Source organism: Nostoc sp. UHCC 0870 (assembly GCF_022063185.1).
Classification (GTDB): Bacteria; Cyanobacteriota; Cyanobacteriia; order Cyanobacteriales; family Nostocaceae; genus Trichormus.
This window is the reverse complement of the sequence record NZ_CP091913.1, coordinates 5,037,475-5,056,062: the sequence shown is the minus strand read 5'-3', so window position 1 is coordinate 5,056,062 and position 18,588 is coordinate 5,037,475. Positions and strand designations below refer to the sequence as shown.

At 40.4% G+C, this 18,588-nt stretch carries 14 protein-coding genes; 9 read left to right on the top strand and 5 right to left on the bottom strand.

From position 1 onward, the window contains the following. Positions 1-288: 288 nt before the first annotated feature. Positions 289-612: a hypothetical protein gene (locus L6494_RS21355; RefSeq protein ID WP_237989765.1), complete on the bottom strand. Its 324-nt coding sequence runs from the start codon at positions 610-612 to the stop codon at positions 289-291. 669 nt (positions 613-1,281) lie between these two features. On the opposite strand from L6494_RS21355, the gene L6494_RS21350 reads away from it, so the two are divergent. From L6494_RS21350 to L6494_RS21325, 6 genes are all read left to right on the top strand, one after another. Continuing rightward, complete coding sequence (locus tag L6494_RS21350; RefSeq protein WP_237989764.1) at positions 1,282-2,934, top strand: ABC transporter substrate-binding protein; 1,653 nt, start codon at positions 1,282-1,284, stop codon at positions 2,932-2,934. Between the two features lie 163 nt (positions 2,935-3,097). Continuing rightward, entirely contained in the window at positions 3,098-4,123 is a 1,026-nt protein-coding gene (locus L6494_RS21345; RefSeq protein WP_237989763.1) for an ABC transporter permease, read from the top strand. A 105-nt stretch (positions 4,124-4,228) separates the two neighbouring features. Further along, positions 4,229-5,047: a DUF3598 family protein gene (locus L6494_RS21340; protein WP_237989762.1), complete on the top strand. Its 819-nt coding sequence runs from the start codon at positions 4,229-4,231 to the stop codon at positions 5,045-5,047. 159 nt (positions 5,048-5,206) lie between these two features. Then, positions 5,207-5,587: a hypothetical protein gene (locus L6494_RS21335; RefSeq protein WP_237989761.1), complete on the top strand. Its 381-nt coding sequence runs from the start codon at positions 5,207-5,209 to the stop codon at positions 5,585-5,587. Positions 5,588-5,934: 347 nt separating this feature from the next. Continuing rightward, positions 5,935-6,651, top strand: coding sequence for a biliverdin-producing heme oxygenase (locus L6494_RS21330; protein WP_237989760.1), 717 nt, complete (start codon positions 5,935-5,937; stop codon positions 6,649-6,651). Between the two features lie 216 nt (positions 6,652-6,867). Beyond that, positions 6,868-7,791 (top strand): transposase, encoded by a 924-nt coding sequence (locus tag L6494_RS21325; RefSeq protein ID WP_237988802.1) that lies wholly within the window; start codon positions 6,868-6,870, stop codon positions 7,789-7,791. A 720-nt stretch (positions 7,792-8,511) separates the two neighbouring features. Here the strand turns inward: L6494_RS21325 and groL are convergent. Further along, positions 8,512-10,185: a chaperonin GroEL gene (groL, locus tag L6494_RS21320; RefSeq protein ID WP_237989759.1), complete on the bottom strand. Its 1,674-nt coding sequence runs from the start codon at positions 10,183-10,185 to the stop codon at positions 8,512-8,514. Positions 10,186-10,349: 164 nt separating this feature from the next. Here groL and L6494_RS21315 point away from each other — a divergent pair, with 164 nt between their 5' ends. Next, complete coding sequence (locus tag L6494_RS21315; RefSeq protein ID WP_237996194.1) at positions 10,350-11,429, top strand: MraY family glycosyltransferase; 1,080 nt, start codon at positions 10,350-10,352, stop codon at positions 11,427-11,429. Between the two features lie 58 nt (positions 11,430-11,487). Here the strand turns inward: L6494_RS21315 and fabG are convergent, their stop codons facing one another. Further along, the gene (gene fabG, locus L6494_RS21310; RefSeq protein ID WP_237989758.1) at positions 11,488-12,240 is read right to left on the bottom strand and encodes a 3-oxoacyl-[acyl-carrier-protein] reductase; all 753 of its coding nucleotides are present in this window, start codon (positions 12,238-12,240) and stop codon (positions 11,488-11,490) included. A gap of 237 nt (positions 12,241-12,477) precedes the next feature. Here fabG and trxA point away from each other — a divergent pair, with 237 nt between their 5' ends. Continuing rightward, entirely contained in the window at positions 12,478-12,795 is a 318-nt protein-coding gene (gene trxA, locus L6494_RS21305) for a thioredoxin (RefSeq protein ID WP_237989757.1), read from the top strand. 102 nt (positions 12,796-12,897) lie between these two features. Here the strand turns inward: trxA and prmA are convergent, their stop codons facing one another. Then, positions 12,898-13,818, bottom strand: a complete 921-nt coding sequence (gene prmA / locus L6494_RS21300; protein ID WP_237989756.1) for a 50S ribosomal protein L11 methyltransferase — start codon at positions 13,816-13,818, stop codon at positions 12,898-12,900. Positions 13,819-14,065: 247 nt separating this feature from the next. Beyond that, the gene (serA, locus tag L6494_RS21295) at positions 14,066-15,646 is read right to left on the bottom strand and encodes a phosphoglycerate dehydrogenase (RefSeq protein WP_237989755.1); all 1,581 of its coding nucleotides are present in this window, start codon (positions 15,644-15,646) and stop codon (positions 14,066-14,068) included. 369 nt (positions 15,647-16,015) lie between these two features. On the opposite strand from serA, the gene L6494_RS21290 reads away from it, so the two are divergent. Then, positions 16,016-18,160, top strand: a complete 2,145-nt coding sequence (locus tag L6494_RS21290; RefSeq protein ID WP_237989754.1) for an NACHT domain-containing protein — start codon at positions 16,016-16,018, stop codon at positions 18,158-18,160. Positions 18,161-18,588: the final 428 nt, after the last annotated feature.

Genomic DNA, 18,588 nt, shown 5'->3' with positions numbered 1-18,588 from the left:
TTTAAGCCAGAGAGTGACTTTTTTAGCAACACTGACACACTTCGGAAAAATTATTCCGCAGGGTAGCGATCGCTAAGTAAAAATGAGAATGTTTTAAAAAGTGTAACTATTGATGGCACTGTTTGCAAGCGTGTAAATAGATGCGATCTTCTGGGCTGTGAGATTCATCTCGCCAGGAATCGGCGTTAAAACATATCTGGCAGATGTTTACAAATATTTACATTTGGGTATTGGGGACTGGGGACTGGGGACTGGGGTAAAAATATCCCTTGTCTCCCTACTCCCTCACTAAACTACTGATTGGATATTTTGCAATTGACATCTGGCTTCAGCAGTACCTAGGCGGTCAATGACTTGTTCAGCCGTCATCAACCGCTTTAGCACTACTTGACCGATAGTTTCACTAACAAATTCTGATGCGTTTGGCTTGACTTCTACGGTTAATACAGCCTCTTCAATGCGATAAAGCCACATCAATTCGAGATTTTCTACTAAACAAATATTCAATCGTTGAATATCTGGTGGTCTTCGCCATGCTGTTATTTGCCATAGTCCATCAGATGCCCAAACTCTGCCAACTGTCCATCCCTCAGAAAGAAAGAAATACTTCACGATTTTAATCTCACTATTTCGACTTGATAATTTACTGTTTATCAACTGCCAATCATCTTGGTTGATGATGTATAAACATGAAATTTGCTGGTCAAGCCATCATTAGTTATTTATCCCTTGATAGAAAAATTACACAAGAAAAAATTGAGATATTTATCAGATTTATTCTTGGGGTAGATTTGATGAAAATTTGTCAGTGATGGCTGTATCAATATAACGACGATAGTAAAGCAGAAATGTTTACTATTGTAGTTACTACAGCACCTTAACAAACCTAATTAACTTGTCAATCTGAATTAATGAGAATTTTAATTAATATTTAATTTTTTTTACGTATAATGATTCACGCATTCGTGAGGTAAAAGAACCCCACCCCCAACCCCCTCCCCGCAGGCAAGGAGGGGGCTATGATATACCTTATGTGATTAGGAAACGGTATATAATGATTCACTCATTCGTGAAGTAAAAGAAGACAAAATTAACCGCAGATAAAAACTGACTTCATTCCCCACCTCAGTTTTTTGGCTCTCATGAATCCTTTAGGATTGCTATATTAGACAACTGGTACTTAGCTGCACTTTAATTCTTGTGCTGTTCCAGGTAAAAAGTTGGTGACTATTGCCACACATATAGTATGATTACTGGCTAATTTGACACATCTGAAATGCTATGACTGAGTTTTCAATATTAGGGCGAAGATGGGGACGGGTGACGAAATTTCTATCTTTGTTTTGTTTATGCTTACTTTTAGCGATCGCCTGTACACCCTCTCAACAGGCAAATAATACCTCTACTACTGCGGGTAATACAACGGCTGGGGATGGTCGGATTACGATAGGTACAACAGCCAAGCCAAGAACCTTAGATCCAGCCGATGCCTATGAGTTAGCCTCCTTGGGTTTAGTATTTAATATGAGCGATCGCCTCTATACTTACGAACCAGGGAATACGGAAATTAAGCCACAACTGGCGACAGCTTTACCAACAGTCAGTGCTGATGGTCTAACTTATACTATTCCTCTGCGTCAAGGAGTTGTGTTTCATGATGGCACACCCTTTAACGCCAAAGCGATGGAGTTTAGTATCAAGCGATTTATTGAAAATAAGGGTAAACCTTCTTTCTTGCTATCAGATACAGTAGACTCTGTAACCGCCACAGGGGATAATGAGTTGACACTGAAGCTGAAAAAACCTTTTGCAGCCTTTCCTTCCCTACTGGCGTTTTCTGGGGTATGTGCGGTTTCGCCAAGTGCTTATGAAATTGGTGCGGGGAAATTTAAACCAGATATTTTTGTGGGGACTGGCCCTTATAAAATGGCGCAGTATGGAACAGATTCACTGCGACTGGATGTATTTGATAAGTATTGGGGCGAAAAGCCAGGAAATCAAGGGATTAACGTTCAAATCCAGACCAGTCCTGTTAACTTGTTTAACGCCTTCCGTACAGGTGCTGTAGATGTCGCTTATTTATCATTACAACCAGATCAAATTCGCAGCTTAGAGGCTGGTGCTAAAAAAGGAGATTGGCAAGCGATTACGGCTCAGGGTAGCGTAGTTAGTTATATGGTTTTGAATCGCAATCAGAAACCACTAGATAAACCAGAAGTTAGACAGGCGATCGCTGCTATAATTGACCGTCCACTATTAAATGAGCGGGTTTTATACGGTCAAGCTGATCCGCTTTACAGCATGATTCCTACTACATTCAATGTTTCCCAGCCATTGTTTAAAGATAAATATGGCGATGGTAACTTTGAAAAAGCCAAACAATTGTTAACGGCTGCTGGCTACTCAAAAGAAAATCCTGTCAAAATTCCAGTTTGGTATCCTTCTAGTTCCCCAACTCGCAGTTTGGCTGCACAAACACTAAAATCTCTGGCTGATACCAAAATGGATGGCATAGTACAACTAGAAGTCAACACAGTAGAAGGGGCAACTTTTTTTAAAGACATTTCTAAAGGTTTATATCCCGCCGCTTTGCTTGATTGGTATCCAGACTTTCTAGATCCAGATAACTACGTACAGCCATTTTTAGCTTGTCAAAAAGGTTCAGAGGCTAAAGGCTGTGAAGATGGTGGTAGTCAAACTCAGGGTTCGTTTTACTATAGCGAAACTCTGAATACATTGATTGATGAGCAACGTAAAGAACAAAATCCAGAAGCACGGCAGAAAATTTTTGCCCAAATCCAAGACCAAGTAGTTAATGATGTACCTTACATTCCTTTATGGCAAAACAAAGATTATGTATTTGCTCAAAAAGGTGTAACTAATGTCAATCTAGATCCTACTCAGAATTTGATTTATAGAACCATCAAAAAATAGTTATTAGGTAATTCGTAATTCGTAATGGGCTACGCCCCGCTACGCTAACGTAATTCGTAATTATGAATTACCTATTTTCCATAATTGATTTCTTTCATTTTGAATTTTGTTAGCGCAGCGTTAGCGAGTCCACGAGCGTCATTTTGAATTTTGAATTGATAATATGTCTCGATCAAAAGCTCTACAATATTACATTGTTTCTCGGTTGCTGTTAGCACCATTGCAGCTATTAACTATCATTACCATTGTATTTTTATTACTACGAGCTACACCAGGAGATCCAGCAGATGCGATTCTGGGTGGACGTGCGCCGGAAGCTGCTAAGGAAGAATTAAGACGACAATTAGGTTTAGATTTACCTTTGTGGCTACAGTATCTTAATTACTTAGGTCATTTGCTCCAGTTTGATTTAGGTACATCTTTGACAAGCAGGGGACAGCAGGTTTGGAATATTATCGGACAACATTTTCCTGCAACTGTAGAGTTAGCAATATCTAGTATGACGGTGGCTCTCATTGTCGGTATTCTAGTTGGTACACTGTCAGCCTCTCGTCCTGGAACAGGTTTTGATATTGGGGGACGGTTATTTGGCATTATCACCTATGCTCTACCGATGTTTTGGGCAGGTATGCTGTTACAGTTGATTTTTTCTGTTCAATTGGGTTGGTTTCCCAATTCCAATCGTTTTCCGCCTAATCTTCCTGCGCCATCGCCAATTACTGGGTTATATACCATTGATAGCTTATTAGCGGGTAACTTTAGCCAGTTTTTCGCGGCTTTACACCATTTAGCTCTTCCTAGTCTCACGTTAGGAATTTTGCTGAGTGGTATTTTTGAAAGAATTGTCCGCGTAAACTTAAAACAAACTCTCCGCGCTGATTATGTAGAAGCTGCTAGGGCTAGAGGTATTTCTGAAAACAAAATTTTAGTGTCCCATGCTTTGAAAAATGCTTTGATTCCAGTGATTACTGTTTTGGGTTTAACCTTTGCTTCGTTACTGGGGGGAGCAATTTTAACTGAGGTGACATTTTCTTGGCCGGGGTTGGCAAATAGGCTATATCAAGCCATTTCCGATCGCGATTATCCCACAGTGCAGGGTGTATTAGTATTTTTTGGTGCGATCGTTGTAGGGGCAAGTATTTTGATTGATATTCTCAACGCTTATGTTGACCCACGAATTCGTTATTAAAGGTTTGTAGTGTTCGCTCCGCGAACAAAGCAGGACTAAAGTCCTTACTACGAACTGAATCATACATTTTTACATGACTTAACATAGTTTGGGTATGAGTCCTATATGAACTCTCAATGGGAATATTTATTAAAAAATCTCGGTGAATGGCAAGGTTCATTTACTCGCGTCTCACCCCAAGGGGAACTTTTAGAAGATATCAAAAGTGTAGTTTCCTTAGAAGGTGTGAACAATAACCAAACTATTAATCAGGTTGTTCGTCGTCAAGGACAAGCAGATTTAGTTTTAGAATACAGTTCCTTGTCCCAAAGTACACTATTTTTCCCTAATGGAGCATTTTCCCAAGGTACACTTCAGCTTGCACCATTCGGTGAGTTTGGCGCAGAATTAGGATTAATCTATGAAAATCGTCGCTTACGTCTAGTTCAGTTATTCGATAAAGATAGTCAACTAGATAAACTTGTTCTCATTCGTGAACATTTAGCTGGTAGTGAACCAGTAGAAAATCCACCCTTGCAAATAGATGACTTATTGGGGGAGTGGCAAGGTGAGGCTACCACAATATATCCTGATGGGAGTTCCCCTAATACTGTCTCTACAAATCTCAAGTTGCAACTTGACGATTATGGGCGATTAATTCAAAGCCTGAGTTTTGGTAATTATACAATTACCTCAACAGGGACTATTAAAGGTTCTATCATCCTCTTTGACCAAGATCCACAAAAACAGGTACAAGTTTTACTATTACCTAATGGTGCTTCTGCAACTTCTCCCCTCAAAATGCAGGTACACCAAGGGTTAATTTTGGAAGTGGGTTGGTTAATTCAGTCCAATTTACGTCAGCGCATGGTTCGCTGCTATAACGATAAGGGTGAATGGGTAAGCTTAACTTTAGTTACGGAACAGCGAGTAAAAACTAAATAGCCATCCTCAATTATTGAATGAAAGTCAATAAAACCGCTTCTTTATGAAGAAGGCGGGGTTCTGAGTCAAATCAGATGGCTTTAGTTTTTTTTCTGAAAATCCGAAAAGTGAAAATCTGATTTTGTATCTAAAGCATACAAGCTTTTAGGAATTACTCATATGAACACAAAAACTATTTCAGCTATCTTAGCTACAGCTACAGGAACAATTTCAATATTAACTGCTACCCTCGGATTTTCTACCTCTGCACTAGCTAATACAAGAGTATTTAGCTGTAGTGCTAAAAATGTATATGTTGAAGTTTCTCGCCTCAATAATGGCGGATTACGTTATGCAGCATACAATATTCCCACTACCCTCAACCGTCCCAATCTTTTGCTCAATGGTGGAACAGTTAGACGTAATCAAAATGGCGAGGTAGTTTACAGATTTAGAAATGCCAATTTTCTTTATGCTGCTGTTCAAGATCAAGGTTATGGCAAAGTTTTAGTCTACAAAAATAATCGATTGATTGGTACAAATTATTGCGGTGATGTCTAACATCAGCTATAAATTTTAAAATATATGATTTTAGAAACCCAGTCTCATGAAGCCTGGGTTTTTGATTTTGAGCTAATTTCTTGCTATGAGGACTAAAGATACGCTTTATTCTGGACTTTAGAGACGTTGCATACAACGTCTCTACATCATTTATTTGGTGCAACTTAGCAACGGCTAAATGCCGCACTACCGCTAACAGCACTCACTACAATATTTTTATTGCTTAAAAAATTTTAATATAAATTCTCATCAAATAGTTCTAATCTAACTTTTTAATGGCATTTTTTAGCCGTTTGTAATTCGCAACTCCGGCAGTTGTCCCTTTAAAGTTGAGAAATTTAATAAATATGAGCAGCAATTTAGCAAACAAACTGCGTGTTGGTACAAAAAAAGCTCACACAATGGCAGAAAATGTGGGTTTTGTCAAGTGCTTTTTAAAAGGAGTGGTAGAAAAAAGCTCTTACCGGAAGTTAGTGGCTAACTTTTATTACATCTACTCGGCGATGGAAGAGGAGATGGAAAAGCACCGCCAGCATCCGATAATTTCTAAAATTAACTTTCCCCAACTGAACCGTAAGCATACTTTAGAGCAAGACCTGAATTATTACTATGGTAGTAACTGGCGCGAACAAATCCAGTTATCTCCAGCCGGGGAAGCTTATGTAAAACGCATTCGGGAAATCTCCGCCACTGAACCAGAATTATTAATTGCCCATTCTTACACCCGTTACTTGGGTGACTTGTCTGGGGGGCAAATTCTGAAAAACATTGCTGTGACAGCGATGAACCTTGGTGATGGCGAAGGCACAGCCTTCTATGAGTTTGCAGAAATTAGCGACGAGAAGGCATTTAAAACTCAATATCGTCAAACTTTGGATGAACTACCTCTAGATGATGCCGCAGGCGATCGCATTGTCGATGAAGCGAACGCCGCTTTCGGTATGAACATGAAGATGTTCCAAGAATTAGAGGGTAACTTAATCAAAGCAATTGGCGTGATGTTGTTCAACACCTTGACTCGCAAACGCACACGCGGCAACACTGAACTGGCGACTGCTGAGTAAAACCAATTCAAAGTTCAAAATTAAGCACAGCTGAATTTTGGAGAGTTGGTAAAGGTAAATTTTTGTAAAGTAAGTTTAAGTAAAATTTAGGGGCAGCTTCCCTAGGTTCATCTGCTTTCAGCAGGCGATCGTGGGGAAGTTGCCCCTAATAGACATCTCCAAAATAGTATTATTCTGTGATAAAAGAACATTAAAGCGTTATTTTGACACAGAAGCATGAGCAATATACTGAATTACATTGAAGAGAATCCTAAACAAACCCAAAGGTTAATAGGTCTGGAATATGAACAGTTACAACAATTAATCATAAATGGGGAAAGATTATATCATGAAAAAAAAGCTTTACTGGAATCTAAGAAAGTGAGAATTATTGCTGGTGGAGGAGGTCGGAAACCAAAATTATCTATTTCTGAACAAATCATTTTAACTTTAGTGTATCTCCGACATCTGACAACCTTTCAACTTCTAGGTATTCAGTTTGAAGTAAGTGAGTCTACAGCCAACGATACGTTTAACTATTGGTTGCCTAACTTGCGAGAATTACTGCCATCAAGTTTGCTTGAACAAGTAAAAAAAAACGCTTCTGACTATGAAGTAGTAAAAGAAATGCTCACAGAATATGAATTAATAGTAGATAGCTATGAACAAGTCAGAGAAAGACCTAGAGACAATGATGAACAAAAGAAATATTTTTCAGGTAAGAAGAGTAATCATACATTTAAAACTCAAATGATTATTTTACCTGATGCTAGTGATATCGTTGATGTTGTGGCAGGTGAACCTGGTCCAAAAAGCGATATAACTTTGTTCCGAGAATATCGTTCAGAGTTTGATGCCAAACAAAGATTTAAAGGAGATAAGGCATATCTTGGAGAAGATTTAATTACAACTCCAATTAAGAAACCAAGAAATCAAGAACTAACAACTGAACAGAAAGAACAGAACAAAATATTTTCATCTAAACGAATCTTTGTTGAACATCGAATACGGTCAGTCAAAATCTTTCGAGTTGTCCAAGAGAGATTTAGGTTAAATACCCGCAAATATAAGCAAGTAATTTTGACGATTTGTGGGCTAGTAAGGTTACGGATTCGAGGGCTAATATTACCATTAGAAATATCAGCTATATCATCAGGTTAAAATTATCGCATATAACTAGATATTTTTGCCTAATTATCAACAGCAAATATCTCAAAGTCTTATTTCATCGTACAGAATAGCTAATTTAAGATGATTGCATTTAGTGGCTACAGCCTAGCCAAACAAAGGCTTTGACTGTTTTCGGAGATGTCTAAAGTTTTGGGATAGGTGACAGGTGATAGGTGACAGGTGACAGAGTATTGACACTCTCCGGTCTAAAGACACGGAGATTCTTGGTTCTACGAGTCCACTTAGATTAGACCCCTTGCGGTATCTAACCCAGAGGTGGTTCTCTCCCCAAGCGTTAACTTTCGGTATGCCCTACCGTAGTTGGATTGCTCCAAGAATTTGTTTTGAGTTGAACCCTTCGGCTGCGCTCAGGGTTAAAGCCGAGCGTAGTCGAGGCTTTAATTCTGTATCGTCTAGTTCCCATGAAGATTTTACCTATTCCTGGGCAAGAAACTAGAACTATGGAATAGAACCCATATCTTCAATTGTCGAGGTACAGATTGCTGTTAAGCAGTGTAGGGTTTTTAATGTGGTTGATTACCCCTCCACGTTCTCAATTTTACCATATTGCATCACGCCAGGGTAAACCCTGCCAGAGTGGTTTTCATCCCCGGTCTAAAGCACGAAAATTGCAACTACGTTGCTCTCTCTCCGGGGTTTTCAACCTACACCTTATAAACACCCTGTTCCCTGTCACCTGTTCCCTGTTCCCTAGAACATACCCATGCCGCCCATGCCACCCATGCCGCCCATGCCGCCCATACCGCCCATGCCGCCCATGCCGGCATCAGGAGGCATAGCAGCTTTCTTCTCTGGTTTTTCCGCAATGATTGCTTCGGTGGTTAAAACCATCCCAGCAATAGAAGCGGCGTTTTGTAAAGCTGAACGTACTACTTTCGCAGGGTCAATAATACCAGCTGCAATTAAGTCTTCAAATTCCCCAGTTGCAGCGTTATAACCCATGTTAAATGCGCTGTCTCTGACTTTGGAGACAATCACCGCACCTTCTGCACCAGCATTGTCAGCAATTTGACATAAGGGTGCTTCTAAGGCGCGTTTGATAATATCAGCCCCAATTTTTTCTTCTCCTACAAGGCTGTTCTTGATTTCGTCAACCTTGGTAGACAAGTGAATCAAGGTTGTACCACCACCGGGAACGATACCTTCTTCTACAGCCGCTTTAGTAGCGTTGAGTGCGTCCTCAATACGCAGCTTGCGGTCTTTGAGTTCGGTTTCTGTAGCTGCACCCACTTTAATCACTGCCACGCCGCCAGCTAGCTTGGCGATGCGTTCTTGGAGCTTTTCTTGATCGTATTCGGAATCAGTTTCTTCTAACTGCTTGCGAATTTGAGCAATCCGCGTTTGTATTTCTGGTTTGGCAGAACTACCAGCAACAATGGTGGTGTTTTCTTTATCGATGGTGATTTTGCGGGCAGTTCCCAGCATTTCCAAAGTAGCGGTATCTAAGTTGAGACCGATTTCTTCAGAAATCATCTGTCCATCGGTGAGGATAGCAATGTCTTGCAACATGGCTTTGCGGCGTTCACCAAATCCAGGTGCTTTAATTGCAGCTACAGCCAATACACCCCGCGCTTTGTTAACTACCAAAGTTGCTAAAGCATCTCCCTCTATATCTTCAGCAATGATCAGCAAGGGTTGACCCAAGCGGGCAACTTTTTCCAACACTGGGACTAATTCTTGGATGCTGCTGATTTTCTTATCGGTGATGAGAATACGCACATTTTCGTACTCTACTATCATCCGTTCGTTATTGGTGACGAAGTAGGGGGAAATGTAACCTCTATCAATCTGCATCCCTTCCACTACTTCTAGTTCAGTGATGAGAGATTTAGATTCTTCAACGGTGATTACACCATCTTTGGTGACTATTGCCATTGCTTCGGCGATCATTTTGCCGACTTCTTCGTCGTTACCAGACGAGACAGTTGCCACTTGAGCGATCGCACTACCTTCTACTGGCTTGGCTACTCTGGCAATTTCTGCTACCAGGGCTTCAGTAGTTTTGTCTAACCCCCGCTTCAAGCTAACTGGGTTGCTACCGGCGGCGACGTTCTTCAAACCTTCTTTAATCAAGGCTTGTACCAAAACTGTAGCGGTGGTTGTACCATCTCCAGCTACATCTTTAGTTTTAGCCGCTACCTCTTGAATTAGCCTAGCTCCAGTATTTTCTAAAGGATCTTCTAATTCAATTTCTTTCGCAACAGTGATACCATCATTAACAATTTGGGGTATACCAAATTTTTTTTCTAAAAGCACGTTGCGACCTTTTGGCCCCAAAGTGATTTTTACAGCATCAGCCAGGGCATTAACACCCCGTTCCAAAGCCCGACGTGATTCTTCATTAAATGAAATAATTTTTGCCATGTTCCCTTTCTCTAGCGTTTCCATTAGACAATTTAGCACTCACTGGTTCAGAGTGCTAAGTACCCAACCCTTTGAGATCACATCTGAAAATCAAAAAAATTGATTAATATACACTTGATGCTCATGTAGGATACTGGCAGTGATGGTTAAATCGGGAGATGAATCTGAACTTCGATAACTCCCTTAGGTCTATTGGCATTGCTAACCCTAGCGGCACCGGCTGGTTGGCAGTAGTGTTTACGTTTATATTGGCCTGGTTGGTAACTTGGCGTTTAATTCCCACAGTACGTAAATTTGCTTTGCGGGTGGGTTGGGCTGACCAACCAAATGCGCGAAGACTCAACCGAGAACCATTGCCAAATGCAGGAGGTTTAGCTATTTATGCGGGAGTAATTGCCGCATTGGTATTAGCTATCCTTTTACGACCCATTGAACTACAAAATGTATTAGCTCAGGTATTGACTATTTTACTGGGAGGTTCAATTCTAGTCTTGGTCGGCTTTATTGACGATCAGTTCGGATTACCCCCCTCTGTGCGCTTGTGGGCGCAAATTATCACGGCATTATTACTTTTTGCCAATGGTATTAGCGTTGATGTTCCTCTAGGTACGCCAATTGACTCTATTTTTTCAATGTTGTTGACAGTGCTGTGGATTGTCGGTATTACCAACGCTGTCAACTTGATGGATGGTATGGATGGTTTGGCAGGAGGAATCAGTTTTATCACTGCCATGAGCTTACTAGGGGTTTGCGCCCAATTTCCCAATCGTGCAGCATCCACCTTAGTTTTAGCGGCTTTGGGTGGTGCAGCTTTAGGCTTTTTGCGCCATAACTTCCACCCGTCAAGGATCATTATGGGCGATGCTGGGGCATACTTTTTTGGTTATGTATTGGCAGCAACCAGTATTTTAGGTAACTTACAGCGTAATACAATATATGCCCTTGGCCCCTCAATTTTATTCCTGTTGTTGCCAGTGTTAGACACAACGCAAGTATTTATCCGTCGGTTATTAGCAGGCAAAAATCCCCTCAGTACCCCCGGTAAAGACCACCTACATCACAGATTACTCGCTTGGGGATTCTCCCAACGTCGAGCTGCATTTACTCTGTGGTTAATCACCTTATTGTGCAACTTGCTAGCAATGAGAATCCAAGGTATGAGCTTGGCTGTAATGATTACCACTAGCAGCAGCATCGTCCTCCTGCTTGCTTTTACCGTCTGGCAAAGAATCCGTACTAACTGAGTAATTCGTAATTAAATTTGTAATTACGAATTACGAATTACGAATTACGAATTACGAATTACATCACCATCCCACCATCAACGTTAAACACCTGTCCTGTAATGTAGGCAGCTGCGGGGTCGGCTGCAAGGAAGCGCACCATTCCGGCAATTTCTTCTGGTTGACCGTAGCGACCTAGGGGGATGTATTTGAGAATTTCATCAGATTTGAGGTCGCTTGTCATGTCGGTAGTAATAAAACCGGGAGCAACGGCGTTAACGGTAATCCCACGAGAAGAGAGTTCTTTCGCAACGCTTTTAGTAAAGCCAATCACACCTGCTTTAGCCGCACTGTAGTTAGCCTGTCCTGGATTACCCATTTGTCCAGCTACGGAGGTAATACTAATAATTCTCCCAGAACGCTGCTTGAGCATGATTTTACTAACGGCACGGGTACATAAAAATACACCAGTTAAATTTAGGTCAATTACAGCTTGCCAATCTTCTGGCTTCATCCGCAAAAGTAGGGTATCGCGGGTAATACCGGCATTATTGACTAAAATATCAATGCGCTTAAACTTGTCCATGACAGCATTGATGAGGGCATCTACTTGATCTGCTTGGGAAACATCAGCTTGCAGAGCGATCGCTTCACCCCCAGCAGATGTAATTTCTGCTACTACCTTGTCGGCAGCATCACTAGAACTAGCATAGTTAACTACTACAGTTGCTCCATAGGTGGCTAACTCTATTGCGATCGCCCGGCCAATTCCTCTTGAAGCACCCGTAATAACTGCTACTTGCCCTTTTAAATTTTCACTTAAGACAGCCATTAACTATTCCTCAAAATTTTCAATTACCGCGCTAATGATCTTATGGTGATTTGTACCTACAACTGATCAGTAATTCAAAATTCAAAAAAGCATCTGATAGCCCAAATCTCTTTACCCAGTCCCCAATCACCAGTCCCCAATTTATTTGGCAACAATAAAAACAAAATAATGTTACACCGTTTCTGGAAAGCAGACATTAAGATTGAATTCAATCAATAAAAAATTGGTGTGTGTCGCATGGCTACTAAAAAACAATTCGACAGCTTTGAAGAGATGCTGTCTAGTTCTGATGTACCTGTTTTAGTAGATTTTTACGCTGAATGGTGTGGCCCTTGTCAAATGATGGGGCCGATTTTAGAGCAAGTAAATAATCAACTAAAAGACCGTTTGCGTATTGTGAAAATTGACACTGAAAGATACACAGAATTAGCCAGCCAATATGAAATTTATGCTCTACCAACACTAGTGTTGTTTAAGCAAGGTCAACCAGTTGATCGCATTGAGGGTGTATTGCAAACCCCGCAGTTAGTTCAACGTCTGCAAGGTTTACTTTAACTAATGTTAAGTTTAGAGGCGTTAATTTTTACGTCTCTAAACATTATTGGGTTCTTCAGCTAAATTCATCAGCTATGACAATTTTCCACGCTTCATTTAAATTCAAGAACGTCGCACATTTAAACAACACCACTCTTTGCGTTTCCACATGGTAGCGACGACCCAACCATGTTTTTCTAAGGCTTCAGCAACAGAGTTTGATTGTTCTATTAAAATTCCACTGAAAATAGCCCAAGTGCTAGGTTTAGATATTTCAGTGATTTCTGGTACTAACTGAATAATTACATCAGCCAAAATATTGCAGACTATTCCGTCTACCGGCCGTTCAATTAGTTTTTTCAAAATGTCTACGCTACCCTCTGCTGGTATTATGCGTTCTGGGCTAACGTCATTGAGTGCGCGATTACTGAAGGTAGATTGCACTGCTAAGGGGTCTGTATCCACCGCATAGGCTTTCTCTGCTCCTAATAGCACTGCCCCAACGGAAAGGATACCAGAACCACAACCAATATCCGCAATTATTACAGGCTCTTGTTTAGCATTTGTCCCCATAAAAGACTGGGGAACTGAACTTAAACGCATCTCTAGGGATTCTAAACACAATTGGGTGGTGGCGTGATTGCCTGTACCAAAAGCTACACCAGGGTCAAGACGAATAACTAATCTGTCTGAGTTTTCCGGTAATGGTAGCCATGCGGGATTGATGAGAAAGCGATCGCCTATTTCTTGAGGATGCCAGTATTGTTTCCAACTAGTTGCCCAGTCTTCTTCATCAATTAGTTGCCAATTCAGGGTAGGTCTAGATAATCCTACACACAGGGCATCTTGGCGCAACCACAGCCCCAATGCAGCTAAATCTAGTAGCTCTGCTTGAAATATTGGTAAGTAACCCTTGACTACAAAGTCAGATCCTGTCTTTTCACTAGCTGTTCCCCGACAGCCAAAATCTTCTAATCGCCAGCAAACAGAGTCTTCCAACGCTGGTTCACATGAAATCTGTAATTCCCACCAAGTGTTTGCCATTTTTCAGTGCTGAGTAATGAGTGGTGAGTGCTGAGTGCTGAGTGCTGAGTGCTGAGTGCTGAGTGCTGAGTGCTGAGTAATGAGTAATGAGTTATGAGTTATGAGTTATGAGTGGTGAGTTATGAGTTATTTTTTTTGATTGCTAACTTTTTACTCCTAACTTTACTTTTAACTGATTACAGACGAGATTAATCACATCTGTACTCAGCACTCCCTACTCAGCACTCAGCACTCATAACTCAGCACTTTATAAAGTTACTGTATACGCATCCCGGATACCAGGTACTTTGGTAATCTCAGCTAAAATTCCCTCTGGTAAGGGATCATCAATGCTGAGAGCCATGACTGCATCACCACGCACGATTTTACGACCTACCTGCATACTGGCAATATTGACATTAAAGCTCCCTAATAGAGAACCTAGTTTGCCAATGATTCCTGGCATATCGCGGTGCAGGGTAAACACCATATATTTGCTAGGTGGGACGTTAATGGGGAAACCGTCAACATCAGTCAGGTGAATTTCTTTGTCACCTAACAATGCACCAGTTACAGAATGAGTACCTAAAGTACCTGTGGCTTCTAAACGTAATGAGCCGGCGTAGTCACGGGCTGAAGCGTCGCGGGTTTCGATGACTCTAATACCCCTTTCTTTGGCTTCGATGTTGGCGTTGACGTAGTTTACCCGTTCTCTGAGGGCTTGGTAAAGTAAGCCTTTGAGGGCGGCAATTACTAGAGGCTGGCTCTTGTTAGTTGCGAGTTCCCCTTGGAGACGGACGGTGAGTAACTCTACTCGTCCCCCTGCTAACTGTCCTACCAATTTGCCTAGGGTTTCTGCTAACTCCATATAGGGTTTGAGTTCTTCCAAGACATCGGGGCCGAGTCCGGGAATGTTAACGGCGGAACGGGCGGGTAGTCCTAGAAGTACGTCGCGGATTTGTTCAGCTACGTCTATGGCTACATTCACTTGCGCTTCTGCTGTGGATGCGCCTAAGTGGGGAGTAAGGATAATCTCTTTACCAAGCGATCGCAATTCTGATTCACCCAATGGTTCAGACTCGAACACATCCAAGGCTGCACCGGCAATTGTCCCGGCTTGAATGGCTGCGGCTAAGGCAGCTTCATCAATGATCCCACCACGAGCGCAGTTGATAATCCGGGCTGTGGGCTTCATTTTTGCCAGGGTTTCGGCATTAATCAGGTGGGTTGTTTCTGGGGTTTTGGGAATGTGCAGGGTGATGTAGTCTGCTTGCTGAATCAACAAATCTAAATCTACCAACTGACAGCCAATTTGTTCTGCCCGTTCTGTAGAAATGAAAGGATCGTAAGCTAGTAGTTTCATTCCCATCGCTTTGGCAACAGCCGCCACATGAGAGCCAATTTTACCTAAGCCGACGATACCGATAGTCTTCTTGTATACTTCAGATCCCACAAAAGTTTTGCGATCCCACACACCGCTTTTTACAGAAGCATTTGCATCAGGGATGTGGCGAGCTAAAGACAACATCATCGCTAGGGCGTGTTCTGCCGCCGCAATGGTATTACCTTCAGGGGAATTAACTACAACAATGCCTTTGCGGGTAGCAGCAGGCACATCTACATTATCTACACCAACACCGGCGCGACCGATGATTTTTAGCTGAGTACCTGCTTCGATAATTTCTTGAGTCACCCGCGTTCCCGAACGAATCATCAACGCGTCGTACTCACCAATAATTTCTATTAGTTCTGCTGGTTTGAGACCTGTATTGACATCAACAGTAGCAACTTGCGAGAGAATATCAATACCAGCTTGGTCAATAGGATCGGAGACGAGAACCTTAGACATGATTAAATCATTGATATGAGTTAAGAGTTTTGCTGCACAAGACTTTTTAGTTTAGTCTTTATTCGTGGCCATTCAGCAAAAAATATTTGTTTTAATAACAGATTATCAGGTACTTTCAGATCAAGATGGTGTGTGTGCTTTTTGTAGGCGATCGCTTCATTACAACCATCAGTGTACTATTTTTACTTTATACACGGTATTTCTTGCAAGTATATACGGGAGCGATCGCATTTAAACTTGTGACTGAGTAATTTTGCTCTGAATTAACTTTGCTAAGAGAGTTTAAAACAATATAAAACTTAGATTATTCTATCCAGCAGGCATTTTATACTCAAATTTAGCCAAATTTACTTAATAAATATAACTTGTATGCCAGACTTTTTCTTTCTTTGGGGTCTTAGTGGTGCTAGCTTGGTTTTTAAGCCGATTTTAGAAAAACTGGCAATTTTAGCTAAGGACGCTATAAAAGACTCTTTAGGGGACTATATTAAAGAATTTTTTGGTGTTTTTCTTAAAAGCAACCTAGATTTGGCTCAAGAACTATCTTTGAGAATTGCGTTTGGTCAGGCTTTAAAAGAGTTTTTAAACCTGGTAGAAATACAATTAGGTGACTTTGATATTACAGATAATGAAATTAAAAATTATGAAATTTATATTGAGAAATTTATTGATGACAAAAATATTCTCCAACAATTAGGTATACCGTTTCAAGAAGCTTTAGGAAATCAGCAGTATATTGAAGTTAAAATATTTGCAGATACTTGGCGTAATCTCAATCTCAAAGAACTGCCGGAAAAGTTTAATTGGCAACAATTGAGCAGTCAATATACTAGAAAAGTTAAAACTATAGTAAAAAATTCTGATAATTTAAGAGAAATATTAAATTCAACACTTTTAAGTGATATTAAAGACACGGTAGAAGGTCTTGCTCCCATTGCACCTAATTTTGATTTTACTCGTTATCGTCAGGGTTTATTGGATGCCTATCAAAAACTAAAAATGAATAGTTTAGATACTAGTGCCTATAACTATGATGTAAATTTATGGGATATATTTGTACCGCAAAATCTTGAACAAACAGAAGCAGCAATTAATTCTATTTCTGTATTAGATATTGTCAATAAACCGCAAGATTATAAATATACTTTAATTTTAGGCAATCCTGGTTCTGGAAAATCGACTTTAAGCCAATACACAGCATTAAAGTGGGCAACACTTAAAGCTAGAGATTTAGTAACTCAAGAATTACCGTTATTAATTGAATTAGGAAACTATAGTGCTAATCTAGATAATCTAGATGGTGAAAAATTTTTGGGTTACTTACATAGAGGAGATGGTGTCAAAGGTGGTAATCTGGATCGGCGTGAATTAGATACATGGTTAACATCTCACAATTCTATTGTGATATTTGATGGCTTAGATGAGGTACTTGACCAAGGACGCAGAAAGCAAATTACTACTGATATCATCAATTTTAAAAACACCTATCCTCAATCCAGAATTTTGATTACGTCTCGCATAGTTGGGTATGATAATCAACAATTCACCCAGGCAAACTTCCGTCACTTCAGGCTGCAAGACTTAGATAGTGAGCAAATTAAGGGATTTATCGAACAGTGGCACAATTTAACTTTTAAAGATAAAGATGATGGTAATAGAAAACGCGATCGCTTGCTAGCTTGTATTAATTTTGCTCCCTTTAAAGAATTAGTAGGTAATCCTCTATTACTCACAATGATGGCTATTCTTAATCGTCATGAAGATTTACCACGAGATAGAGCCACTCTTTATGACAATTCCGCAAAATTGCTGCTACAAAGATGGGATCAAGAAAAACCTGTGCCACCTGTTGATAAAGGAAATATTAAATTAGATTATTTTCACAAAAAACAAATACTGCGACACATTGCGTGTAGAATCCAAGGAAATCGCCATGTAAATCCTCATAATTTATTTATTGATGCAAATGCAATAGAAGAAATTATTAGTCAGTATTTAAATAGTAAAGGATTTGAGAAAGCACGGGAAAATGCCATATCATTGCGAGAAGAATTAACTAGTCGCAGCTTTATTTTATGTTTTTTTGGTGGCGATAATTATGGTTTTGTCCACCGAACTTTTTTAGAATACTTTTGTGCTTACCATTTTATTTATGCGTTCCAAACTGAACAAAGTTTGACTTTACCGGAAATTCAACAAGATATCATAGTTGCTCACTGGAAAGATGAAGCTTGGCGTGAGGTAATTATTTTAATTGCTGGTATTCTTGTGGAAGAACATACGGGTAAATTAATAGAGTGCTTAATGACACAAGATGGAGAAGCAAATGGATTTGAAAATTTAATTATAGCGGCTGACTGTCTGCGAAATGCTAGATCCCGTTATCCGATAAAAACAATAGATGATCAACTTTTAAATACACTTAAAAACTTGGTGAAAAATCAGCAAAATATTTCCGATAAAATTTGCGAGAAACTAAATGCAGTTATTCAAGCTACATGGATAGATAATTAAGTTTTAACTCACTCTAGTAGGTTGGGTTGAGCAAAGCGAAACCCAACATGGATGTTGAAACTTTAACCTATATCTAAAACCTAACTCCCCAACCCCCTTCCCTTGTAGGGAAGGGGGCGCAAAACACCCCTTTCCTTGCACTACGGTGTACACACAAGTTATCGAATCACTACCAGCACTTGAATTACCCCTCCCTAACCCTCCCCTTTCCAAGGCTACGGTGTATACACAAATGCTACCCGCATACATTTCAGAACCTTGAGAAAATTCTCAACTGTCATGTTGAATGTAGCGACAGCGCAATGAAACATCTAGAGACTACGGTGCAAGTCCGAGATTCTTCCTTCCGCTCCGCTCCACTCAGAATGACATTGAAGGGCTATAAAGCAAGTTTTGACTGGGATTTTAAGACTTGTGTGTACACCGTA

What these genes read in the sequence shown, in the direction of transcription:
- L6494_RS21335 (WP_237989761.1), top strand. Translation starts at nt 5,207, where the DNA reads ATGAACACAAAAACTATTTCAGCTATCTTAGCTACAGCTACAGGAACA.
- L6494_RS21345 (WP_237989763.1), top strand. Translation starts at nt 3,098, where the DNA reads ATGTCTCGATCAAAAGCTCTACAATATTACATTGTTTCTCGGTTGCTG.
- L6494_RS21340 (WP_237989762.1), top strand. Translation starts at nt 4,229, where the DNA reads ATGAACTCTCAATGGGAATATTTATTAAAAAATCTCGGTGAATGGCAA.
- prmA (WP_237989756.1), bottom strand. Translation starts at nt 13,818, where the DNA reads ATGGCAAACACTTGGTGGGAATTACAGATTTCATGTGAACCAGCGTTG.
- fabG (WP_237989758.1), bottom strand. Translation starts at nt 12,240, where the DNA reads ATGGCTGTCTTAAGTGAAAATTTAAAAGGGCAAGTAGCAGTTATTACG.
- serA (WP_237989755.1), bottom strand. Translation starts at nt 15,646, where the DNA reads ATGTCTAAGGTTCTCGTCTCCGATCCTATTGACCAAGCTGGTATTGAT.
- L6494_RS21290 (WP_237989754.1), top strand. Translation starts at nt 16,016, where the DNA reads ATGCCAGACTTTTTCTTTCTTTGGGGTCTTAGTGGTGCTAGCTTGGTT.
- groL (WP_237989759.1), bottom strand. Translation starts at nt 10,185, where the DNA reads ATGGCAAAAATTATTTCATTTAATGAAGAATCACGTCGGGCTTTGGAA.
- L6494_RS21330 (WP_237989760.1), top strand. Translation starts at nt 5,935, where the DNA reads ATGAGCAGCAATTTAGCAAACAAACTGCGTGTTGGTACAAAAAAAGCT.
- L6494_RS21350 (WP_237989764.1), top strand. Translation starts at nt 1,282, where the DNA reads ATGACTGAGTTTTCAATATTAGGGCGAAGATGGGGACGGGTGACGAAA.
- L6494_RS21325 (WP_237988802.1), top strand. Translation starts at nt 6,868, where the DNA reads ATGAGCAATATACTGAATTACATTGAAGAGAATCCTAAACAAACCCAA.
- trxA (WP_237989757.1), top strand. Translation starts at nt 12,478, where the DNA reads ATGGCTACTAAAAAACAATTCGACAGCTTTGAAGAGATGCTGTCTAGT.